The organism is Bacillus sp. 05T22, assembly GCF_056396765.1.
The window spans coordinates 89,565-113,316 of the sequence record NZ_JBFTMC010000010.1 but is presented as its reverse complement, the minus strand read 5'-3'; the positions used below and the strand labels follow the sequence as shown (position 1 = coordinate 113,316).

The 23,752-nt window shown below is 33.8% G+C and carries 23 protein-coding genes, 2 other RNA genes and 1 riboswitch; of the genes, 11 read left to right on the top strand and 14 right to left on the bottom strand.

The genetic code is table 11. The features are described 5' to 3' along the window. Positions 1 to 653, bottom strand: a 653-nt coding sequence (locus AC1DIT_RS05815) for a condensation domain-containing protein (protein ID WP_476998099.1), incomplete at its 3' end; no start/stop codon positions are given. A gap of 770 nt (positions 654 to 1,423) precedes the next feature. Between AC1DIT_RS05815 and AC1DIT_RS05810 the strand changes: the two genes are divergently transcribed. From AC1DIT_RS05810 to AC1DIT_RS05785, 6 genes are all read left to right on the top strand, one after another. Further along, positions 1,424 to 1,789: a TetR/AcrR family transcriptional regulator gene (locus AC1DIT_RS05810; RefSeq protein WP_016114160.1), complete on the top strand. Its 366-nt coding sequence runs from the start codon at positions 1,424 to 1,426 to the stop codon at positions 1,787 to 1,789. 206 nt (positions 1,790 to 1,995) lie between these two features. Then, positions 1,996 to 2,733, top strand: coding sequence for an ABC transporter ATP-binding protein (locus tag AC1DIT_RS05805; protein ID WP_016114159.1), 738 nt, complete (start codon positions 1,996 to 1,998; stop codon positions 2,731 to 2,733). After that, positions 2,730 to 3,434: an ABC transporter permease gene (locus tag AC1DIT_RS05800; RefSeq protein ID WP_016132670.1), complete on the top strand. Its 705-nt coding sequence runs from the start codon at positions 2,730 to 2,732 to the stop codon at positions 3,432 to 3,434. The genes AC1DIT_RS05805 and AC1DIT_RS05800 overlap by 4 nt, the downstream gene beginning before the upstream one ends. Before the next feature lie 3 nt (positions 3,435 to 3,437). Then, positions 3,438 to 3,680 carry a hypothetical protein gene (locus tag AC1DIT_RS05795; protein ID WP_016114157.1) on the top strand — a complete coding sequence of 81 codons (243 nt, stop codon included), beginning with the start codon at positions 3,438 to 3,440 and terminating at the stop codon, positions 3,678 to 3,680. Between the two features lie 27 nt (positions 3,681 to 3,707). Beyond that, positions 3,708 to 5,432, top strand: coding sequence for an ABC transporter ATP-binding protein (locus AC1DIT_RS05790; RefSeq protein WP_016132669.1), 1,725 nt, complete (start codon positions 3,708 to 3,710; stop codon positions 5,430 to 5,432). A 49-nt stretch (positions 5,433 to 5,481) separates the two neighbouring features. Continuing rightward, positions 5,482 to 6,207, top strand: a complete 726-nt coding sequence (locus AC1DIT_RS05785) for a thioesterase II family protein (RefSeq protein WP_016114155.1) — start codon at positions 5,482 to 5,484, stop codon at positions 6,205 to 6,207. A 183-nt stretch (positions 6,208 to 6,390) separates the two neighbouring features. Here the strand turns inward: AC1DIT_RS05785 and AC1DIT_RS05780 are convergent, their stop codons facing one another. The 4 genes from AC1DIT_RS05780 to AC1DIT_RS05765 all read right to left on the bottom strand — a co-directional run bounded on the left by AC1DIT_RS05780 (position 6,391) and on the right by AC1DIT_RS05765 (position 9,719). After that, the gene (locus AC1DIT_RS05780; protein ID WP_016132668.1) at positions 6,391 to 7,089 is read right to left on the bottom strand and encodes a 4'-phosphopantetheinyl transferase family protein; all 699 of its coding nucleotides are present in this window, start codon (positions 7,087 to 7,089) and stop codon (positions 6,391 to 6,393) included. A 699-nt stretch (positions 7,090 to 7,788) separates the two neighbouring features. After that, positions 7,789 to 8,175 (bottom strand): DUF350 domain-containing protein, encoded by a 387-nt coding sequence (locus AC1DIT_RS05775; RefSeq protein ID WP_016114153.1) that lies wholly within the window; start codon positions 8,173 to 8,175, stop codon positions 7,789 to 7,791. A gap of 2 nt (positions 8,176 to 8,177) precedes the next feature. After that, positions 8,178 to 9,404, bottom strand: coding sequence for a glutathionylspermidine synthase family protein (locus tag AC1DIT_RS05770; RefSeq protein ID WP_476998098.1), 1,227 nt, complete (start codon positions 9,402 to 9,404; stop codon positions 8,178 to 8,180). A 3-nt stretch (positions 9,405 to 9,407) separates the two neighbouring features. Continuing rightward, complete coding sequence (locus tag AC1DIT_RS05765; protein WP_016114151.1) at positions 9,408 to 9,719, bottom strand: hypothetical protein; 312 nt, start codon at positions 9,717 to 9,719, stop codon at positions 9,408 to 9,410. Positions 9,720 to 9,801: 82 nt separating this feature from the next. Between AC1DIT_RS05765 and AC1DIT_RS05760 the strand changes: the two genes are divergently transcribed. Beyond that, a complete protein-coding gene (locus AC1DIT_RS05760; RefSeq protein ID WP_016114150.1) occupies positions 9,802 to 10,251 on the top strand; it encodes a hypothetical protein in 450 nt (149 codons plus the stop codon). A 147-nt stretch (positions 10,252 to 10,398) separates the two neighbouring features. Here the strand turns inward: AC1DIT_RS05760 and ssrS (AC1DIT_RS05755) are convergent. From ssrS (AC1DIT_RS05755) to AC1DIT_RS05735, 5 genes are all read right to left on the bottom strand, one after another. Continuing rightward, positions 10,399 to 10,582, bottom strand: a non-coding RNA gene (gene ssrS, locus AC1DIT_RS05755) — 6S RNA. Between the two features lie 21 nt (positions 10,583 to 10,603). Beyond that, positions 10,604 to 10,787, bottom strand: a non-coding RNA gene (ssrS, locus tag AC1DIT_RS05750) — 6S RNA. Positions 10,788 to 10,902: 115 nt separating this feature from the next. Beyond that, positions 10,903 to 11,736 carry a sulfurtransferase gene (locus tag AC1DIT_RS05745; RefSeq protein WP_016114149.1) on the bottom strand — a complete coding sequence of 278 codons (834 nt, stop codon included), beginning with the start codon at positions 11,734 to 11,736 and terminating at the stop codon, positions 10,903 to 10,905. Between the two features lie 2 nt (positions 11,737 to 11,738). Further along, positions 11,739 to 12,011: a DUF2533 family protein gene (locus AC1DIT_RS05740; RefSeq protein WP_003196439.1), complete on the bottom strand. Its 273-nt coding sequence runs from the start codon at positions 12,009 to 12,011 to the stop codon at positions 11,739 to 11,741. 56 nt (positions 12,012 to 12,067) lie between these two features. Then, positions 12,068 to 12,523 (bottom strand): GNAT family N-acetyltransferase, encoded by a 456-nt coding sequence (locus AC1DIT_RS05735; RefSeq protein WP_016114148.1) that lies wholly within the window; start codon positions 12,521 to 12,523, stop codon positions 12,068 to 12,070. A 71-nt stretch (positions 12,524 to 12,594) separates the two neighbouring features. On the opposite strand from AC1DIT_RS05735, the gene AC1DIT_RS05730 reads away from it, so the two are divergent. Next, positions 12,595 to 12,849, top strand: coding sequence for a DUF3931 domain-containing protein (locus AC1DIT_RS05730; RefSeq protein ID WP_000369734.1), 255 nt, complete (start codon positions 12,595 to 12,597; stop codon positions 12,847 to 12,849). Between the two features lie 3 nt (positions 12,850 to 12,852). On the opposite strand, the gene AC1DIT_RS05725 is transcribed toward AC1DIT_RS05730, so the two are convergent. Beyond that, entirely contained in the window at positions 12,853 to 16,512 is a 3,660-nt protein-coding gene (locus AC1DIT_RS05725; RefSeq protein WP_476998097.1) for a dynamin family protein, read from the bottom strand. A 491-nt stretch (positions 16,513 to 17,003) separates the two neighbouring features. On the opposite strand from AC1DIT_RS05725, the gene AC1DIT_RS05720 reads away from it, so the two are divergent. Continuing rightward, the gene (locus AC1DIT_RS05720) at positions 17,004 to 18,167 is read left to right on the top strand and encodes a DUF418 domain-containing protein (protein WP_476998096.1); all 1,164 of its coding nucleotides are present in this window, start codon (positions 17,004 to 17,006) and stop codon (positions 18,165 to 18,167) included. A 16-nt stretch (positions 18,168 to 18,183) separates the two neighbouring features. On the opposite strand, the gene pbuX is transcribed toward AC1DIT_RS05720, so the two are convergent. The 3 genes from pbuX to AC1DIT_RS05705 all read right to left on the bottom strand — a co-directional run bounded on the left by pbuX (position 18,184) and on the right by AC1DIT_RS05705 (position 21,183). Next, a complete protein-coding gene (gene pbuX / locus AC1DIT_RS05715) occupies positions 18,184 to 19,506 on the bottom strand; it encodes a xanthine permease PbuX (protein WP_016114145.1) in 1,323 nt (440 codons plus the stop codon). Positions 19,507 to 19,508: 2 nt separating this feature from the next. Continuing rightward, complete coding sequence (locus tag AC1DIT_RS05710; protein WP_016114144.1) at positions 19,509 to 20,102, bottom strand: xanthine phosphoribosyltransferase; 594 nt, start codon at positions 20,100 to 20,102, stop codon at positions 19,509 to 19,511. A 106-nt stretch (positions 20,103 to 20,208) separates the two neighbouring features. Further along, positions 20,209 to 20,310: riboswitch (purine riboswitch) on the bottom strand. 126 nt (positions 20,311 to 20,436) lie between these two features. After that, a complete protein-coding gene (locus tag AC1DIT_RS05705) occupies positions 20,437 to 21,183 on the bottom strand; it encodes a type I methionyl aminopeptidase (RefSeq protein ID WP_033671064.1) in 747 nt (248 codons plus the stop codon). A 439-nt stretch (positions 21,184 to 21,622) separates the two neighbouring features. On the opposite strand from AC1DIT_RS05705, the gene AC1DIT_RS05700 reads away from it, so the two are divergent. Then, positions 21,623 to 22,096: a cytochrome c oxidase subunit II gene (locus AC1DIT_RS05700; RefSeq protein ID WP_016114141.1), complete on the top strand. Its 474-nt coding sequence runs from the start codon at positions 21,623 to 21,625 to the stop codon at positions 22,094 to 22,096. Continuing rightward, entirely contained in the window at positions 22,093 to 23,742 is a 1,650-nt protein-coding gene (locus AC1DIT_RS05695) for a b(o/a)3-type cytochrome-c oxidase subunit 1 (RefSeq protein ID WP_016114140.1), read from the top strand. Before AC1DIT_RS05700 ends, AC1DIT_RS05695 begins: the two co-directional genes overlap by 4 nt. The last annotated feature ends 10 nt before the right edge of the window (positions 23,743 to 23,752 follow it).

Below are 23,752 nucleotides of genomic sequence, written 5' to 3'. Positions count from 1 at the left end.
GATTTATATTGCCCTCTAGTATAATCTGTATATAAATTTAATACTGGTGCTCCATCTGAAAATTTATCGGTCCAAAACTTTTCATGTCTTAATTCATTTTGACTGTTTTTCCACATCGTATAATTTCGGTACTGTATTGTTTGTTTTTTCAATATTTCATCTTTGTATAGTTGTGATAACTCATTAAAGAAAGGTCTCATAGACCCACCATCAAAAATAATATGATGAAAATCCAACAGTAAGAAGTCAGATTCGTTCATATGAAGCACCTTAACTCTAAACAATTTACTACTTGATAAATTAAAAGGTCTAATAAATGATTCAATTTCAAAATCTAATTTGGAATAAATAGAACTTTCCTCAATAGAAATTTCATACGGATTATCAATAACTTGATAATACTGACCATTTTCAAATTTAAATGACGTTCTCAAAATTTCGTGTTTTTGAATTAGAGCATTTAATGCCCTTTTCAATTTAATGATATCTATTTTCCCATCGGATTTTAAAACCATTGGCACATTGTAAGTAATATTTTCATTTTGTGACTGATCAATAATAAATAATCTTTTTTGTACTTCTGACATTAAACTTTTCATTCTTTTCTCCTCTTCCAAATAATTAGATTCAAACCTAAATAATGATTTTTGCATAATACATTCCCTATTCTGAGTATATAATTCTGAGTATATATTTTTTGGGTGTTTTCAATCATTTTGTCCCTTAAATGTATGCTTTTGACCTTTTTAAATTTGTATATACTAATGTCATTGACGGAGATTTTAACCGCATGGTATAAATACATACAACATGTATCTTTGGATCTACGACAATATTTTGGACACTAAAAAGTTAAGTTTTTAAGCAATCTTACGTGCTGTCTCTTCCATTGCTTAAGATGTATTTTATAGCCCATGTCATTGTGAATTCGTCTTCTGTCGTTTCACCCTTCAATATATTGAAAGAGTGTTAGTTTCGCCTCATCAAATGGCACATACCTTGTTTGGTACACCTCCTCTTTCTTTCATGAGACGTGCAGGCAGCCTTTTCGACTAAAAGATGGCTTCATACTGTGTGTTGCGAGTAAAGTTTGAAATTCTTGACTTGTAATTGTATTCCCAAGTCTATGTGTAAAAATAAATTCATCTGATGATCTGCACATGTCACAAGCGTTTTCTAACGTCTCTATTACACATTTTTCATGAAATGAATAGCCAATTAATTTGTTAGAATGCAACTCTAAAACGGAAGCCAAATAACACAAACCTCCACATGAAACATAAATATACGTAATATTAGCCACCTATTTTTCATTAATATCCTGTTTCATTACAGACATTGCTCTGTAAGCATATTTTACTGACTTAACTTAGTTGTGTTCATATGATTATACTAACTTTTAGTAAGCTAAGGAGGTGAATAAATGGCACATAATAAAAATTCTCAAAATACTTACAATTCAACTCTTGAAGTTGCATCAAATCTTTTTTTAGAAAAAAGATTTGAAAATATTACTATTACAGAAATTGCAGATAATTTAGAAGGACTGACCAGAGGTGTAGTTTATCACCATTTTAATAATAAAGAAGAAATTTCAAATAGTATTCTCAATAAAATGACTAATGACCGTATTTCTATTTTTGATACTCTCGACAGTCAAAGCGATTTATCTGGAGTTGAAAAAGTAAAACAAATGTTAAAACACTCATTGATAATAAATGAGAATCTAGAACTTTATTTAGCAACCAATGATTTACAGAAGAATCCAATGGCTCTGACGAACAAATGAAATATATTGATGAATTCTCACAAACATTTGCTTTACTAATAAATTTTTGCTGTAACCCATCAATTTATAAAATGAATCAAACTAAATTTTATAATAGATTTACTTTTTTAAAGAAACTATCAAACACTCTTAGATTTCATGTTATTGATGAAGAAATATTGTTGCTTGCTCATCATTACAAATTATATTAATTAAAGGAGATTAAAATGGAAAACCAAAATAGTGTCCCACTTAAAATATCGAATGTTATTAAAACATTTGATGGTCATGATGTGATTAAAAAATTTAATTTAACTATTGAAGAAGGCAGTATATATGGTTTGTTGGGGCCTAACGGTGCTGGAAAAACCACTTTATTTAAACTCATTACAGGTCTGCAACAATTAACTAACGGAAAAATTGAAGTATTTAATAGAAATATCGCAACACAAAAAAAAGAAATACTTCGAAATATTGGCATTATTATAGAAGTTCCTATTTTTATCGAGCATCTTTCGGCTACTGAAAATCTTTCAATTCATCTTAAATATATGAATTGTTCTGACGGAGATATTGTTAAAGTACTTGAAGATGTGGGTCTCGAACCTACAAATAATCAACCAGTCTCTAATTTTTCCCTTGGGATGCGACAAAGATTAGCAATTGCTAGGGCGATTGTCCATAATCCAAAACTACTCATTTTGGATGAACCTATTAATGGACTTGATCCAATGGGGATTCGAGAAATGAGGCAACTTTTCTTGAACCTAGTTCAAAATAAAAATATGACTATCATTATTTCAAGTCATATTTTAAGTGAGATTGAGCATATCGCTGACAAAATAGGAATTATTGTAAAAGGCGAATTAAAAACAGAAGTAACTATGAAGGATGTAAGAGATGAGCACCCTGAAGGTCTAGAGGAACTTTTCTTAAATATCGTAACGGGAGGGACATTAAAATGAACGAACTCATTAAACTTGAACTGAAAAAGGTGGACTTACGAACATATGTAATTGCTACTCTTGCTATAGCTGCTATTTTACTCGGTTTAATTGCCCTATTCGGTTATGTTTCTCATAATGAAGGTGATGTTGAAATGCAAAATTTCACCTTTTACAAATCTTTAATTCCACTTGGTGAATCTATGATTCTAGTTGCTTTTGGTGTACTAAGTTCAGTTATGTATTCCAAAATAATTGTTGAAGCTTATAAAGAAAAACAAGCTACACTACTCTTTATGTATCCAGTAAGTAGAAAAAAAATGATAATTGCTAAAATAGTAAGTGTTTATATTTTTATATTTTTCACTTACCTATTAAGTTCATTATTTATCTTTACTTGTCTTGTCCTTATAAATTCGGCACTTCATTTCATGTCGGATTCATTCGCCTTGTCCTACCTTTTAAATAATTTAATTCAATTTTCATTATTAGCAAGTAGTATCGGTGTCATTTCAGTAGGTATTGGTTTTATTAAAAAAAGTGTGCCAACAACAATTCTTTCTTCGGTAATTTTAGGTTCAATATTTTGCAATATTGTATTTAATCTATCCGATAGTGCGAATGTATCGAATTTATTTAATATCTTTTTAGTTCTAATATTAATTGGCGCTACAATATCAACTCTCTTCTTAGCTAATAATGTAAAAAAAATGGAGGTATAATATATGGAAAACTTTATTGATCAAAAATTAGATGACCTCTTTGATGGAACTGGGTATTCGCTTTTTGGAGGAAATAGCTCTACAATATTGGGTGCAAATATTGTTTTTAGTATTATTTTAATCCTTATTGGTACAGTATTAATTAAAAACCGTAAGAACAGTAACAAAAAGAGTTCAATTGGTTCTATGCTTCTTGTCTTCGGACTTGTCATGGTCGTATTTAATCTAATAAGGATAGTACTTTAAAAGTACTATCTTTCGAAAGGTGAAAAAATGAAAAAATATATTTTAAAGAAACCCATTATCTCGCTCTTCACTATTCTGTTAACTATCATTAGTTCTTTAGCTACTGTATATGTCGCTTTGCTCTTACAAGAGGTTATTGATTTAGCTACCAAAAAAGATTTCAATCAATTCGGAAAAACAATAATTATCGCGCTACTGTATTTCGTTTTGCTTGGAGTATTGAAATATCTCAGTACATTATTTGGAAAGAAAATGATTAAGATTATTACACGATCTATGAGAACAGATATTTTTTTAGGTATTATGAATAAAAACACAAGTGAGTTTGCTAAAGTCAATTCTGCCGATTATATCTCTTTATTAAGTAATGATATTAAAATAATTGAAGAAAATTACCTGCTTCCTATGCTACAAATTTTATCTAATATAGCTGTCTTTGTAGGTACTTTAGTGCTCATCTTAAAATACAGTCCTCTTGTAGCTATTTATTTATTTGTTGCTATGTTTATTATGTTTATAGTCCCAAGTTTAATTGGAAAAAATATGCAATCAAGACAAAATGAATTAGCTGCACAATACGCTTTATTCACAAAATCAATAAAAGATTATTTTTCAGGATTTGAGGTAATTAAATCCTATAATATGAAAAATTTCGTTGAAAAGAAGTTTTTGAATGAAAATAAAGAATTAGCTCAAGTAAAATATAATGCTGATAAACTTTTATCATTAAATGAAACTGTATCAGACGTTCTTGCAACTGTCTCTATGCTATCAGTAATATTCATTGGTGCTTATTTAGTATTAATCGATAATATTACTGTAGGTACATTAGTCGCGCTGATTCAATTAAGTAGCTTTTTTGTAAATCCAATTATGATTATTATGCAAAGTTTACCTAAAATAAAAAGCACTAAACCTATTTTAGAGAGAATTGAAAACAATGCTTGTATTCAAAATGAAAATATTTCAGGAGTTCCTGTAAAATATGAAAATGAAATACTTTTTAATAACGTATCTTTTTCATACGATATTAATAGCGAACAAAAGGTTTTGAACAATATATCGTTACGTTTTAAAAAGGGAAAAAAATATGCAATTGTTGGTCCAAGTGGATGTGGAAAAACTACTTTAATCAAGCTCTTAACAGGAAATTATCAAAATTATACTGGGGACATTCTTTATGATAAAACTAGTTTAAATGATCTAAACAAAAAAAGTTTAAATGATCTATTATCAGTTTTACATCAAAACGTGTATCTTTTTGATTCTTCTTTTTATTTTAATATTTGTCTTCATAACGAATACACTATGGATGAATTTAGAAAAGCTGTTCTGTTTAGCGGTTTAGATAAGCTTGTCGAAGAAAAAAATACAGATTTTAACTTTTTGGTTGGAGAAAATGGCGCTAATTTATCAGGCGGTCAAAAGCAACGTACTGCATTTGCAAGGTCCATTATAAAAAATCCTCAACTATTAATCTTAGATGAAGGTACATCTTCATTAGATATTAAGACATCTAGAGATTTAGAAACAAGACTCTTAGCACTTGAGGATACAACTGTAATTTCAATCACACACAAAATTGATGAGGGTATCCTAAATCAATATGATGAAATTATTTATATTGAAAAAGGTTCCATCATTGAACATGGTTCATTTAATGATTTACAAATTAAACAAGGTTCGTTCTACAACTTTTACACTAACCAATTAGATACTGATGCTATTCCTGACAAAGTTTTAGCAAATTAATCAATTGGAAAATGAAATAATAAAAATTAATATATAGAAAGGATATACTATGAAGTTATTTTGCTTACCTTATGCAGGAGGAAGTTCATCTATTTTTTATTCTTGGAAAAAAATTTTATCACCTGAAATTGAACCCATCCCTATTGAACTTCCTGGTAGAGGAAAAAGAAGTACTGAACCATTAATTGAAGATTACAATTTACTTATTAATGATCTATTGGATTTTATTGATAAGAATACTAGATATGGCGAAGAATTTCAATTATTCGGACATAGTATGGGCGGACTATTAGCTTATTCAATAGCAAAATACGTTGAAAAAAAACAGTTTTCTAAATACACAATTAATCATCTATACTTGTCAGGTGCTAGACCGCCAAACGTTCTTTTGAAGGATTCCTATCCTATTTCTTCACTTCCAAATAAGGAATTCATTTCTAAACTTACTGAATTGGGTGGGATGGATGAAGAAATCCTTAATTGCCAAGAATTAATGGACTACTTATTACCTTCAATTAGAGCTGATTTTCTTGTTTTAGAAACTTTTAATGATGTTAATAATGACTACAAAGTGAAGTGCCCTACTACTTTGATAAATGGAATTACTGACAGCTCTGTTATATTTCATGAAAAAAAATGGGGGCATTATTTACAAAATATTGAGAATATAAAACATCTAGAAGGAGGACATTTTTTTATTAATGACTACCCTACATTGATATGTAACCTTATAATGAATAACCAAATTCAAACTCTTCAAAAAACATCATATTAAAATATGATGTTTTTTGATATATTTTGCACAACAGAAGCTTATTTCTCATATAAAGTATTCAAGTTGACAAAATCCACATTTTTAGAATTACGCCTCTTTTCATATACTTTTTACTTTCTACATTATATATAGAAAGAATAAAAAGCTACTTCTCGAATTATATAAGGTCAAAAAATCATAACTTTATATTTCACTAATAAAATAAGTAATAATATCATCTACAGCTACTTCACTTATGGTTTCTATTTCAGCTGCTAAATAACATACCGCAGCTTTATAATTATTGCTGATAGGAAGTAATGTGAATTTTTCCTTTTTTTCTTCATTTGATTTTATCACTTTTATATTTTCATCTACTATTTCAAAGCAAAATGAATTAAGAGGTATTGTTAATCCTTCTCCAATATATTTTATATAACTTTCTTTCAAACACCAATATGAATAAAAATATTCATACTTTTTCAAATTAGGCACGGAAGAAATTTCATCATATTCACTCTTACAAAAAAAATTGCTGGCTATATCTATATCTATATCTATATCTTGAATTTTCTCTATATCTATTCCAATCTTTTGATCACTAATAGCACATATAAGATAAGAACCAGAGTGAGACAAATTAAACTGTATGCCGTAATTGCAATCAATATATGGTTTTCCAAATTCATTTTTTTTAAATACAATATCAGAATTTTTAATACTAGAATTCTTGCAAATTGTATATCTAACAAGTAACTCCCCTAGAATTGAGCGTATTTTATCTTCCTCAAATCTAAATCTTTTTATGTTATTAACTCTTTCAGATGAAATAAATTGTGTCAAATCTAATAGCTTATTAATCGTTACATTCTCATTAATTTTTACGTAATTTATTATCAACATAATTTGGACTCCCCTTTACATGAACAATATTACATTAACTTGAAATTCCCTTAAAACATATAGATTCTTATATCAAAGTTCGCTTTAATTTCCCCTAAATAAATATTTTTCAAAATATGGATCTTTTTTAGTATATCCACTAAAAAGTTAAGTTTTTAAACATTCTTACGTGCTACCTCTTCGATTGCTTAAGGTGTATTTTAGGTGCATCATATTCACTATTTAAATCTTTTACTGGTCTTCCAGAACAATACAACTCGACTACCATTATTTTTAAATTCCTTATTAATATTTTGTTTCATTACGGACACTTCTCTGTATGCATATTTTACTGACTTAACTTAGTTGTGTCTATATAACTATACTAACTCCATCACTTAAAATTATAAATATATTCTTATTTTATAGATATTATTCTAGCAGATTAGGTGAAGTTGCTTCATATAAAAAATAAAGACCACATACCTCCCCTAGTGCGAGATATGTAGTCTTTATTTTTTAGTATTTATTCAATACGGTTTAGCAAAAACAAGCATCGATGTTATTGTACTTATAAGGATAATACAAGCTCTAATGCTGCTACAATTACATAAAGACGAAATGGGCTATTTCCTAAAGTAATGAACAAACTCATTGATTATATCTCAAAAGGGTTAACGAATGAAAAATAAAAACCTTACGTATAAAACGTAAGGTTTTTCAATATGTTAAACACCCAGCAATCACGATTCCGATGGAAATTGATAAAAACATAAGGAAAAGTCCGACGGCCCGATTATCTTCTTCGATGCTTTGATTGATATTAAAGCGCGGTGTGAGCCATTCAGCTAAATAAAACACAATAATCTGTGCTAAAATTCCAATCGCTCCCCATAAAACCATATCCATTAATGAAACAGAATGAGCAGCCGTAGAATACAAAACAATGGCAAGGCCAAGAAGTCTTCCTCCAAGTGCATAGCTTGCTGCTTTATTCCCTTTAGCCATTAATGAAAATTCCTTCACTTTTGTTGTCACTTCCATAAGAAAAAGACCAATACATAAAAGACCGATTGAGATTGCTAAATAAAGTAAGAAATTTATCATTTCTAATCCTCCTTTTTAATTCCTACAGGTAAATAATATGATTCATTCCCCGTAATTTTTTCACCAGCACGTATACCAATACTACTTGGCTTCCCAGCAATTAAAAATGATCCAAACACATATGACAGCTCCTCGTTCCCCTTTTCAGTCTCAAGAGAAACAACTGGAAGCTTTATATATTTTTGAAATACAGGAAGCTCTTTTTTATACGTTTGATATGAATTTTGATTAACAATATTGGTGTCTTTATCGCGAATTATAACCGTGTCGCCTTCTCTACCGAACGAAGGTTTTTGAACAAAAGAATTTTCCCCTAAAAACAGATCTGCTTCTAAGTAAGTAGGAAGCATGTACTCTTTAATCCATTGTTGTTCCTCATTTGTATAAAAAGCACCTGCCTCCGCTAATCCCCATATGATACATTGAACCGATTTCGGCTGCAGTAGAAAAGATGAAATCGGATTTATAATAAAAAGCTTTCCTTCCTTTACAAGTTGTAGTAATTCGATCCCTACAAGATCTCCAGTGTTAGGGTCCCGGTCCTCAACTAAGTGTTCAATAGGATATGTCTGGCGATACAAAACATCAATTGGTACACCATCTCCGTCCAGTAAAGCATCTTCAGTAATTCTGAGTTCTGACATTGACACCACTTTGTTGCTAACCTGACATAGCTGACTCAAATACCGAGTCGTATTCCAATCTTCTATATGTTCATGATGGGCTGTAAAGACAACGTTTGGCCTTTCTATCCCTTTAGCTGCTTCCATCACAGCTTTTGTGATGCCAGAAGAGAGAAGACGTTCCTGATTGTTGTTTGGGTCATGATAATCTAATTCTTTGCAGACCTCCCCATTCATTTGAAAGCATTCCATGATAAAAGTCGGAGTATCACTATTAAACTCAAGCATTTTGATACCAGTATCTGTCATTGCAAAATCAAACCGTGAAATAACAGATTCAGGAAATAGAGATTTCATTCTAATAAAAGGCAGACTTGAAGAAGGAAAACCAAGTTCAAGAAGCTGAGCGTCAGACAAGGTCCGAAGAAGYCTAGCAGTCTTAAAAAATAYTTTTCCCATTCGTTCMGTTGCTAATTGCAAATCTTGGATTGTTTGTTCTGTTATTTCAAAAATATGAAAAAGGCTATACTCACTCCCGTATAAGTCGGACCAAAAGCGAGAGAATCTTGAATAAAATTTACTTCGTTTCTTTATGTAAAGCGACATAATTTAACCTCCGAATCCGCCCTTTGAACCGCTTCCAATTCCCCCTTTAAAATTGGACGAAGCTTGATAGGACTTAAATTCAGAAGAATTTTTGAAAGTTGATTTATTTTGATAGTATCTACCACCGTAATAATAACTCCCATGATAACTTGAACGGCTGTCATCGCATCGCCACACGCCAAGTTCATCATCCCAATCCCAATCTGCACAACTCTTATCTTTTGGTTTTGGAGGGAGATCTTCTGTACAGCCAGATAATGTACCGGCCACTAAAGATGTAAGAACACCTGTTACTAACCATTTGGTTTTTGTCACTTTCCAACGCTCCTTTATATATTATATTTTTATTATAAAAGAATTAATGATAAAGTAGAAGAAAAAGAAAGAGGGATTACAATTGCGGTTAGAATATCGACTTAATGATGAGACGAAACAATATCCTGCCCTATGGAACTATGCGGATATTTCTGTGTCTGAAGCGGTCGCAAGGATGACTTGTGAGTACTTTATTAAAGAAGGGGATACATATGTCGTAACATCGACCGCAATGGATCCCGATGGAACAGCAGTATTATACGTCCAAAAAGAAACGTTCTTCAACGACCCTTCAGAACCTATATATTCTCATATAGGTTTTGAGATTAGAGAGCTAGAAGGAACAAATTCAATTTTGATAGAAAGTAAAAATGTATGGAACCATGACGAGATCTTAACTTATCTCCATTCCGATATTTTATACATTAAAAAGAACGGACTATTTATGGAATTCACCTTAGATTCAAGAGAGATTGATGAAGATCGAAAGTGCTATGTTTATTATGGAAATTTTACAGGTGAACACAGATAACAATCAAGTGAACCCCCGCCATTTGGAGTTCATTTGATTTCTACTATTTTTATGCTTTCCACACAATGAAATTCCAATCACTTCTAACGTACCGAAAAAAGGTTCCTACAACAAAAAAACCTTACGTATAAAACGTAAGGTTTTTTATATAGCCCCACACATGCCGTTCTCTCTAGATGTCCATAAACCTGCTCTCACAGGTGGATGTTCTCATAAATGCTTTCAGCTTCCTTCTTAAAAAGATGGCATGCTGTTTACATTTAGATATTGAACTTCCGTATTATACTTATTGGTTTAAGACATACATAAGCTACGTACACCGTAGGAATTTTATATAATGTTAGTTGAAATAAGACCCCCCGCACGTGCCGTCCCTCGTAAATGTCCAAAAACCCGCTACTCGCAGGTGGATGCCCTCACAGCTACCGTACATCTTCCTCCACATGGAAGGCTTGATGATGGTCGCTAAATGTTGAGCTTCCGTATAACTAACATCGGTTTTAGACATAAATAAGTTACGTACACCGCAGGATGTTTTATTTACTTGTCGTTATCTTATCACATTGTATGCAATGTGTAAAATGTAATATTTTGAAGCAAATTCTTGCTTGTGACCTTATTTTAATACAAAATATTTTTGCATGCAAGAGGTTACTGTCCTTCTTTTACAATTTGGTTTTCTGGATAAGAAATCCAATCACTCCAGCTTCCAGCATATAACTTCACGTTACGAAAACCAGCTGTTTGTAACGCTAATACATTCGGGCATGCTGTTACACCAGATCCGCAATAGACGATTGTTTCCTTCTCTTTACTAAGATAGTGGAAACGATCTTCTTGTTCCTCTTTATCTTTGAACTGACCTTCCGCTGTGATTCCATCTTTCCAAAAATAATTTTCTGCTGTTGGAATGTGACCAGCTTTAGGATCAACAGATTCTTCAGCGCCAGCATAACGTTTTGGCTCTCTCGAATCAATTAACGTAACATCTGCATTTGTACGAATTTTTTCTTTCACATCTTTCATCGTTACAAGCATGTTGTTTTGCACATTCGGTATGAATTTTTTCCGTTCAATGGTTGGAACTTCAGCTGTTATAGATGAATTTTGGTCTTTCCAAGCAGGAAACCCACCATTTAACACATATGCTTTTTGATGTCCTACATATGTTAATAGCCACCATAGACGCGAAGCCATTGCACCAGCTTGACTGTCATATGCAACCACTGTCGTATTTTCATCAATACCAGCTTGAGAAAGCTTTTCGGCAAAATCCTCAAGGTTTGGAAGTGGATGACGGCCACCATGCTCCGTAATAGAACTCGATAAATCAAGATTCAAGTCAAAATATAGCGCATGAGGAATATGTTCTTTTTCATACTGCTTTCGTCCCCAATTTGGATTAGCTAAGTCAAAACGACAATCGACTACACGGACATGCTCATCTTCTATGTGATCACGTAACCATTCGACTGTAACAATCATGCTTAACGACCTTCTTTCTCTTGCAGACGACCTACATACTCCATAACCATATCTTCTGTTACAATTTTACGTTGCGGTGCAACCCCTCGTTTGGCAAGAGCATTGATTTGCTTCGTTACCATATTAATTGCATCTACTGAGAAATGTTTTCCATTTGACGCAAGTGCTACTGCTGCTTCAATTGCCGCTTCACGCTGTGCTTCTAACTGTAAAAATGTTGTCACAATTTCATTTTGTTTACGAGAATGTGCTGTAATTGCTTTATGTACTTCCATCTTCTCTTCCCCCTAAATAATTTATACTTTCTCGCCAATTCTTCATAAGAAAATGACTAGAGTTCCATTGTAAGCCGAATCATATCTCGGCATACAATCCCATTTTCGATAATCTCTTCTTCATAATGCTTCGAAAAGTAATCAAAATCAATAGAAAAAATACGAAAACCACATTTTTGATAGAAAGCAAGCTGTGAAATACTAGAATTCCCTGTCCCTACCTCAAGGTTATGCATGTGTTTTTCTTTGGCAGTTGCAATTGCGTGCTGTAATAATTGTTTTCCAAGTCCTTGCCCTTGTAGTTCTTCTGAAACAGCGATATTCATAATTTCCATTGTTTGCGGTCTTGTTTCAAGTAATACATATACGCCTATAACATTTTCTTCACATTTGGCAATATATAAAAGACCTCTCTTCAAATATGAATTAATTTGCCTCTCACTGGGATCAGCAAGCAACAATAATGACATCGGCGCCTTATCTTGCGAAATACATTCCATGACAATTTTCATGAAATTTCCCCTTTCTCTCTTGTTCTAAACCCTCCTTGTCTACCATAAGTAATACAAAGGAGGGATTCACCATGGACAACAATGAGAAAAAATGCAACGTCATCTCGATTGATGGAAAGAAAAAGAAAAACGGAACATATTCCCACCCAAAATTAGTTGTAGATGGAAAAACATATGAGTTTTCTTCATTCGTCTTATGCGGTGAAACACCAGATGGCAGACGGTTAGTTCTGACTCATATGATTTCTACAGATGAATTTGCAGGATTCGTAAAATCACTGGATGCTGTATTGCAAAAGAAAATTGAACGAATCTTTTTTTCATAGAGCTTATAAAATATGAATTTCTTTTTCGATTGCTGCTAACTGTTTCTGTAATTGTTCCTTACTTTGTTCATATAGCGACACATCAATTGTCTCTGCTAAAGCGAATAATACACTTGCATAATATTGCTTAACATCTTCCTGCATCACTTTTTTGAATAAGTCCCATTTCAATTCCCATTCTTGTTTATAATGCTGGATAAATATCTCTTCTTCATCAGCTACATATCGGGATACGACAGGCTCAAGTGATTCCTTCGTATCTTCCTGCATTGTTGCTTTATCATTTTTTTCAAAGAAACTTTTCTCATTTTTGAAATGAGATAATGCCTTTTTAAAATGCTTTATTTCTATAGAAGGAAACGGCTCTTTATGCGTAATAACTTGGTATTCATAATCTGCTGTCCCATTCATAGAAATAGATTCATTTTCCAACTTACATTTCACTGCAATTTCATCCTTTGCACGTCGCATCGCTTCATCCATCCATTTTTCAAGACGTAGTGACGTTGCTCGCATTTCCTGTAATAAATCATGTTGGATAAAGGCTACAAGTTCCATGAGACATTCTYGCAACTTAATTTTCACATTTCCATCTGTTCGAAGGGATGCTGGGTTAATAAATTCAGTAAACACATCGTTATAACGTAAAAATAGACGTTGCTGCACATAATATAACAGTTCTTTCACTTCATTTTGCATCGCTTGCTCTTCTGCAAGTACACTATACGATGAAATAATATGAAGTAGCTGCTCACGTTCTGCTTCATATTTTTTTATTTGTTTTTCTTTCTCATCGTTCCCTTGCTTTGCTCCTTGTATCATATTTACAAGAAGCTGCTCAGCACTTTGCAATGCGCTATATAAAGAATGGACAGATACGAGCATTAAATCACGCATCATAAAGGATGTAAATGATTCTTCAAACTTTGTAATCCCCGAATTTTTCAAGATACCATACTTTTCTTTTGCAATACTCTTTCCTTGTTTCTCCTCAAGTGCACATAAGCTCGAAATTGCAAATAGACGTGGATTTCGGATACCGTATTGCAGGAGCTGGTCTGCTATATAGCCTTTTACCATTTCAAGCTCATCCTCAGACTGAGCTAAATCCGCTGCATTAATTAAAAAGAACATTTTATCAAGCGCAAATGTATCTTTGACACGGMCAAGTTGAATTAAAAATTCACGATCCGCCCTTGAAAAGACATGATTGTAGTATGTTACAAATAAAATCGCATCAGCGTTTTTAATATATTGGAATGCAACGTCTGTATGTCGAGCATTAATAGAATCTGCTCCTGGTGTATCAACAAGTGCAACGCCTTGTCTCGTTAAAGCACAATCATAGTATAATTCCATATATTCAACAAAACATGATTTCTCTTCATTCGCTACATAATCGGAGAATTCTTCTAACGTAACTTGCACTTGTTCTCCCAAATGATTAGAAACTGCTTGATATCCCCTCTGCACTGCACGTAAAAAACTAAATGTTGTTTTCTGCTTTCCACTTGGTGACGGGTATTGTAGGATTGTATCTATTTGTAATAACGCTTCTTCAAATGTCTTTATTTCATAATGAAACAATTTATAAACTGCTTTCATATCTTCTAATAGCGCCTGCTTCGATTTAAACTGAACAATTACTGTGCCGTGAGGTTTGTCTTCTGTAATCGGTAAAATCTGATTAATCGTCGCCGTTGTTGGATTTGGTGATACCGGGAGTACATTCGCACCAAGTAATGCATTTGCAAATGATGATTTCCCTGCACTAAAAGCTCCAAATAACGCTACTGTAAATTGCTTTGTTTCAACACGTTTTCTTTTCCCAACAACTTCTTGATGCAAATGTTTAAGTGTAGGAAGAAATTCTAATATCATTTCCGCACCTTTTACTTGTTCTAATATACGATGAATATTTAATGTTGCTGTTGTTTTTATATTTTCTTCCTTATACGAAATACTATCACTTTGTACCTCTTGTTCTTGTAATGTAAACTTCTCGTTTACAACCTGTTTCTTCCCTTGTAATACTTTTTCTACTTGCAATTCATTTGGCACCGGTACATGATCGCTCCAAATACCTTGTAAGTAATTCTCGTATTTATCATACGCCTCAATATATTGTAATTTTGTTTCTTTTGCTGTCTGTAACATAGTATATTGCTCAATTTCTTGTTCAATATGAGCAATCTCTTTCTCCGTCTTTTTCCGTAAAACGCCCGTGCTTTGCTCAAAAATTTGCTGTGCTTTCATAAAGTAGCGTTTCTTCAGCTCATTCGCAACATCCGCTGTATAAAGAAGCAAGTAATCTCCTGTAAATCCTGCACCTTGTTTAATGGTTTCTGCTAATAATTCTGGGCCAAAAGAAATTCGCAGTGCGTATATGTCTTTTCCGACTTCTTCTGTAAACATCCCTTCATCTTTTAAGAAAGCCACAATAAACTCTTTCACATGAAAATCAATCTGTGTTTCAACGGTCTTCCCTAGTGCTGAATAAAATGCATCTAAACGCCGCTGTTTTTCTTGCTCTGTTTTTCCTTTTGCAAATAGCAAACCAACTTTAAACTTCGTTAGCTTCGTTTCTAAATATTGATTTGCTAGCTCTCTCATTTCAAATGGCATTAAGTAAGCATTGTCTAATATTGCTTGCAATCCTTTTATAAATTCATTTTTCACGTCCGATTCTTTACTAGCCACACGTCGTTTATTTTCAATAAGCTCTTCTTTCTTTTCCATTACGCCTGTAAGCGATAGAGGTGATGCTAATTCTTTTTGGTAGGGCATTAATTGTTTTTCATTTTCTGAAAGAATAAATGAAAAATGTTCTTGTAATAAATATGCCGTTTCTCTTTCCATACCATTGCTCACATACTGCTCACGCTCTTTCATAATCGAAGAAAGCAATTTCTCTAATCTTTGTATTTCATTATACGGATGGTTCATCATTCGTAAAGAAGTATAAAAAATACCATCTACTTCAATATCCCAGTTAGAAAACGATTGACTCACACTTTGCCTATAATCTTCAAATGATAGCTCATTTTCTTTATGCTTATCGATTTGATTGATAACAAGATAAACTGTTTTATTACGCTGCTTTAATTCTTTCACAAACTGCAAATTCACTTCTGACTGAACATGGTTATAATCCATCATGTAAAAAATAACATCCGCAAGATGGAGTGTTGATTCTGTTGCTAATTGATGCGCATCATCTGTTGAATCAATTCCAGGTGTATCAACGAGCATAACGCCATCAGGAATTGGCGCATCATTTCGATAAATATGAACGCCAATTATTTCATCACCATTTTTACAAAGCTGTTTCAATTCTTCCGCCGAGTATGCACCATCATATTCATAATGCTCTCCAGATTTCACTGTCACAACAACACGGTCCTGTCCCTTTTCAATTTTAACAACGTTCGCGCTTGTCGGAATCGGACTTGTTGGTAATAACTGTGCTTTATATAAGTGATTCATCATTGTCGATTTTCCAGCAGAAAAGTGACCGCAAAAAGCAATCATAAGCTGTTCTTGCTTATATTTTTGAATCACTTCAAACAACTTCAAACTATTTTCCGTATCACCATGCTTCTGCCATTCTTCATAAAAACAAACAAGCTTTTTCATACTGTTTGTCTGTACTATGTTTGTCATCCCCTTGTTCCCCTTTATTCCAAGATGTATATACCCTACTATCATACTAAATTTTCAGGATATTCTCATTAAAAATAAAAAATCCCTTTCATTCTTTTGACAGATGAAAGGGATTTTATGTAAGTTTGTTCATTTTGTTGCTCCGACTCCATTTAACACATATTTTGTAACGACAGCATACACAGCCACCGTTCCTGCAACTAATGCATATACCATATTTAGCACACCAACCTTTTTTTGATAATGATTATCACTTTTGAGTATATTTTATCATTAAAGAGAATCATTATCAATATTAATTTCTAAAAAAGAAGCTCCTTAAAAATAAGGAGCTTCTTTACTGCCTGTCTTAAAGGAGTGAAAAACTTGCTGTGCATCCTTATTATATCTCATAACAAACATCTTAACAGTTTCAAAAATTGGAAATCCCACCACCTCCTTTTCTTTACATTACTGTATAATAAAAGAAATTTACTTAAAGGAGGAAAWYAATGACACAAAAYATTTCACAARGCGAGAGGATWCATTCYATYGATATTATTAGGGGAATWGCTGTAYTTGGTATTTTTCTTGTTAACTGGCCTGTTATTGCTGGTGTCGACTCTAGTGATATTACAGGAAGTTATGAAGGAATAGATCGTTACATTCGTCTGTTTTATGACATGTTTATTCAAACAAAATTTTATACTATTTTCTCATTTTTATTCGGATTAGGTTTTTACATTTTTATGCAGCGTGCTGAGAAAAAAACAACTCATCCCAAAACATTATTTATTCGTCGTCTCCTCATTTTATTATTATTCGGATTTATACATTACGTCCTTTTATGGGATGGAGATATTTTACATAGCTATGCAATCGCAGGATTTTTCTTATTGCTATTTTACAAAAGAGAGCCTAAGACTATCCTTATATGGGCTTTTATTTTACTAGGTATATTTCAATTCATGATGTTGTTAACTAGTATAGCGATTGCTTTTTTACCAATCGGAGAATTAAGAACTTCTCTACCTATTATTCCTTTAGAGAATTGGAGTTTTCAAGTACAAGAGCGCTTTACTGCTTTTTATTCTGAAGCAGTTGCATTAAACATTTCATTCCTTCCCGAAACAATTGGGTTATTCTTACTTGGCCTATACGCTGGTAAAAAAGATATTTTTCGTCGAACAAAAGAATTAGATCCAAAACTAAAAAAATGGCAAATTATTATGTTTATTTTAACATTACCTATGTGGTTCTTTATGATTCGTTACTTTGTAACAAAACAACCTTATGAGCCAATCTACATGAGTGGTTTTACAATGTTTAGTGGTAAAACTTTATTTATCTTTTACATTTTCACACTTATGCGTTTATTACAGAAAGAAAGATGGCAAAAAATATTACGTCCGTTTCAATTTGTAGGACGTATGGCACTGACAAACTATATTTCACAAACGATTATTACACTAGTCGTATTCGGTCTATTCTTTAGAAGTTCTTTACCGGTACCATTATGGATAGGGACAATTTTTTGTATCGGTATTTATACACTCCAAATCTTAATTAGCCGCTGGTGGCTTTCTCATTATCTATATGGTCCGCTCGAATATATTTGGCGTCTTGGTACATACGGAAAGTTGATGCCCCTCAAAAAGAAAAGCAAGGTCTCATAATGAGAACCTTGCTTTTTTATGCTTCCCTTACAGCACTTTGCATTGGAACTTGCTCTTCTTTTGATCTCGCTTTGCGCTGCGGAGCCATATTAAATACAATATTTAAAAGTACAGCTGACGCACTTCCAAGTACAATTCCGTTATCTGTTAAAATACGAATACTTTCTGGAAGCTGAGAGAATAACGTTGGAACGACTGTTACGCCAAGGCCAATTCCAACAGAACATGCTACGATTAATAAATTTTCTTGTTTTGCAAAGTCTACACTACTTAACATTTTAATACCGTATGCCATAACCATCCCAAACATCGCTAGCATGGCACCACCAAGTACTGGCTTTGGAATAATCGTTGTGATAGCTGCAATTTTTGGAATAAAACCAAGAACGATTAACATACCACCGCACGTATAAATAATGACGCGATTTCGTACACCTGTTAATTGAACAAGACCTACGTTTTGCGAATAAGTCGTATATGGAAATGCATTAAAAATACCGCCTAAGATCATCGCTAATCCTTCGGCACGGTAACCCTTTGTTAGCTCTTTTTCACCAATCTTTTTGTTACATATATCGGATAAAGCGAAATACACACCAGTTGCTTCCACAATCCCAACACAAGCAACGAGAATCATCGTAATAACCGGCGTTAACTCAAATGTTGGTGTGCCAAAGTAAAACGGTTGAATACCGTGAAACCACTCTGCTTCTCCAACAGCCTGTAAGCTCACCTTTCCCATAAATGCTGCAATAATCGTACCAAATAAAAGACCAAGTAATATAGAAATAGAACGGATAAAACCATCAAAGAAGCGGTACATAATTATAATAAATAGTAAAACACCAAATGCTAACGCTAAGTTTTCTAGACTTCCAAAATCCTTACTTCCAACTCCTCCAGCCATGTCATTAATAGCCGCTGGAACTAATGTAACTCCAATAACTGTAACAACAGAACCCGTTACTACAGGCGGGAACAGTTTCACAAGCTTTCCAAATAATTTTGCAAAAATAACAACGAACAATCCTGCTGCAATAATTGCTCCATATATCGAAGAAACACCGTACTGTTTACCGATGGCGATCATCGGTCCAACTGCTGTAAACGTACAACCAAGTACAACAGGAAGGCCAATTCCAAAAAATCGGTTCGATAAAGCTTGTAAAATTGTTGCGACACCACACATTAATAAATCGATGGATACTAAGTATGTTAATTCTCGTTGATTTAAGCCAAGTCCTCCGCCAACAATAAGTGGAACAATTATTGCTCCTGCATACATCGCAAGCATATGTTGCACGCCAAGGGATGCGATTTTAAATGGGTGTTGCTTCATGACTATTTCACCTCCGCAGTCTCATGCTGAACAAATGTAACAGTACCGTTATCAAGTGATGCAATTTCTGCAAGTGATTCTACACGAACACCGTTCTCACGTAGTTTCTTTCCTCCGTCTTGAAATGCTTTTTCAATAACAATTCCAATCCCAGCAATACTTGCACCGGCTTGCTCTACTAAACTCATTAAGCCTAAAGCAGCCTGACCGTTTGCTAAAAAGTCATCAATGATTAATACACGATCATTTTCATGGATATGATTTCTAGATAATGAAATCTCATTCGTTTCTTGTTTTGTAAATGAGTATACTTTTGCAACATACATATTATCTTGTAACGTTAACGATTTCCGCTTTCTTGCAAAAACCACTTTTACTCCAAGCTCTAAACCTGCCATAACCGCTGGTGCAATACCCGAAGACTCAATCGTCACGATTTTTGTAATATTATCTTCCTTAAAACGCTGTGCAAACTCTTTTCCTATTTTTTGCATAAGTACTGGATCAATTTGATGATTTAAAAAGGCATCTACCTTTAACACATCACCAGATAAAACCTTTCCTTCGTTTAAAATCTTTTCTTGTAATACTTTCATGTTTCTTCCCCCTCTTATGCAAATAAAAAACTCCAAAAGCAGCCACCACTCGTTACAAGTGAGAGACGTGCTTTTGGAGTTTCGCAAAAAAGAATGCTAAACCAGCAATATGTTCGTCCTCACTCATAGTCAAAGTATTTACGGTACTTCGGTAGAAACTTGCAGGCCATATCCCCGCGATTATATGAGTGTAGCTAACCTATTTATTTTATAGAAGGATTATAACGCACTTTTTTTACTTTGAAAAGCGTTCCTAGAAAAAAACACGTACAAATTTTTCAAAAACATCTTTTTCGTTCGAGTTTTGAAACCTCTTACATTTTGTATTCTTCTACTAGAGGCTCGTTAAAATAACTGGTCCATCCTTTGTAATTGCTATCGTGTGCTCGTATTGCGCTGCCAATTTTCCATCCATCGTCCGTGCAGTCCATCCATTTAAATCTACTTTTGAATATCGCATACCTACATTTACAATCGGTTCAATCGTTATTACCATTCCTTCTTGTAGTTCTGATCCTTGACCTGGCTTTCCAAAATGAAAAATTGCTGGTTCTTCATGGATTTCTTTACCAATTCCATGCCCTGTAAAATCCCTTGCGACAGAAAACCCTTCCGAAGCTACATAACTTTCAATCGCATATCCAATATCACCTACATGATTTCCGATTATCGCTTGCTCAATTCCTTTATATAAAGCATTTTCCGTTACTAGTAATAACTTTTCTGCTTCATTAGAAATATCCCCTATTTTATGAGTCCATGCAGAATCAGCAAGAGCACCATTTAAGTTCACTACCATGTCAATCGTAACAATATCACCTTCCTTTAATGGGTCAGTAGTCGGAAAACCATGACACATTTCATCATTCACAGATGCACATATTGCATATGGATAATCGTTATATCCTTTTTGTTCAGGTGTCGCACCATTCTTTTCTAAATACGTTTCAACAAATGTATTAATTTCCAATGTCGTGATACCTGGTTTTATTATTTTCGCAATTTCTTGATGACACGAAGCTAGTAAATTTCCCGATTCGCGCATCAAATTTATTTCTTTTTTCGTTTTTATTGTACTCATGAAATCTCCCCTCGATAAAAGCTTTCCAAATTCAATCATACACATCCTCCTCAACAATTTCAAAAGAGCATTCATTTCACATTTTTTTCACAAATTAACATTCCAAAACTTGTAAGAATCCGCGACTTTATAAGTTCTCATCATTAACATAGTTTTTATTGTATCAATGAACACTTTTTGAAAGCACATTCGGACGCGATAAAATTATCTAAATTTTTTGTATTATAAAAATGTAAGATTTCATTTATCCAAGGAGGGGTATCATGGGGGAACATAATTTACATCAGACAGAAACTGAAAACACTCAAAAAAGTTCGTTAAAAGGAACTTTAATCTCTGTTTTTTTTATTGGTTTTTTCATTATTTTCACGTGGTTTAGCGTCTATCAAATTTTTGTTAACCGGCTCTAATATATAGTTTTGAAAAGGGAGATGGAGATATGCACTTACATAAATACGAAAAAATTTGGCTCATTTTCGGCGTCGGCTCATTGTTCGTATTTTTGGCTGTTTTAGGGATTAGTGCTTTTTATATGGGTAACAAACCACCGAGTTGTTTAACAACAATTGACCCAGAAAAGGTTCAAGCAACCGCACCATTTGATCAACCCGGCGTTAAACAAGTTGGAAAAAATCATTATCAAGTGACGATTGTCTCACAAGCTTTTTCTTTCACACCAAATACAATTAAAGTACCAAAAGGGGCAAAAGTAGATTTTGTCGCTGCGACAAAAGATGTTGTACATGGTTTTGAAATCGCAGGGACAAATGTCAACATGATGATTGAACCTGGATATGTAAGTACCGCTTCACAAGTTTTCCAAAAATCTGGAGAATATTTAATTGTCTGTAATGAATATTGTGGTACTGGCCATCATATGATGAGCGCGAAAGTAGAGGTGACCGACAAATGATTGCACTGCAGGATAAAATAAGCAAACGAGATGCAAAATTAGCAATGGCTCATATTCACATCGCATTTATCGCCCTGTTTTTAGGTGGGTTATGCGGATTACTACAAGTTCTTGTCCGTTCAGGAAAATTCAATTTACCTGCTGGTATTGGTTATTATCAAGTGTTAACAACACACGGTGTTTTACTCGGGCTCGTCTTAACAACGTTCTTTATTATCGGTTTCTTATTTGCTTGTATGAGTAAAACAACTGGTGTCCTCTCAAAAGGTGCCCGACAAACAGGCTGGATTGGTTTTTGGTTTATGACAATTGGAACAACAATTACTGCAATTTTTATCCTACTCAATAAAGCTACTGTACTCTATACGTTCTATGCTCCATTAAAAGCACATCCTGGATTTTACATTGGCCTTACCCTTGTTATTGTTGGAAGTTGGTTCAGCGGATTTGCAATGTTTGCTCAGTATCGTACATGGAAAAAACATAACAAAGGAAAAATAGGTCCTCTGTTAAGCTTTATGGCTGTTGTGACAATGGCACTATGGCTTGTTGCAACACTTGGTGTAGCGGCAGCAGCACTTATTCAATTTATTCCATGGAGCCTAGGCTTTATTGATAAAATTGACGTCCTGGTCAGCCGAACACTATTTTGGTACTTCGGTCATCCGCTCGTTTATTTTTGGCTTCTTCCTGCCTATATGGCTTGGTATGTCATTATACCGAAAATTATTGGCGGTAAAATTTTCAGTGACTCGCTAGCTCGTTTGTCATTCATCTTATTTTTACTATTTTCTATGCCTGTAGGATTCCACCACCAATTAACAGAACCAGGTATTGACCCTGGGTGGAAATACTTACAAGTTGTCTTAACATTTATGGTTGTCATTCCATCTTTAATGACCGCCTTCTCTTTATTTGCAACCTTTGAACAGTTCGGGCGTTCAAAAGGAGCTACTGGACTATTCGGATGGCTTCGAATGCTCCCATGGGGAGATGCTAGATTTTTCGCTCCATTCGTCGGTATGTTAATGTTTATTCCAGCTGGTGCTGGTGGACTTGTCAATGCAAGTAACCAACTAAACCAGGTCGTTCATAATACTGTATGGATAACTGGGCATTTCCACTTAACATTAGCAACATCTGTTGTATTAACATTTTTCGGAATCGCCTATTGGTTAATTCCACATCTAACAGGACGCGTCATGACAAAGGAAATGAACCGGCTTGCCATGATTCAAACTTGCGTGTGGGCTATCGGTATGTTCTTTATGTCTGCTGGTATGCACTTTGCCGGGTTACTCGGAGCACCTCGGCGTTCTGCTTTTTCTACATATGGAAATTCACAGCAAGCACTTGAATGGATTCCATATCAAATTGCTCAAGCAGTCGGAGGAGCCATTTTATTTGTAGGAATTGTAATTGCTATCATTATTTACTTAGATCTTGTCTTCTTTGCCCCAAAAGGACAAACAGAGTTTCCAATCGGTGAAGTAGCCGATGCATCTGAACGTACACCGATGATTTTTGATAATTGGAAGCTTTGGATTGGTATTACAGCTCTACTCATTCTATTTGCTTATACTATTCCGTTTATCGATATGATTCAAAATGCTCCGCCCGGTTCAAAAGGGTTTAAATTATGGTAAGTGAAAAGCA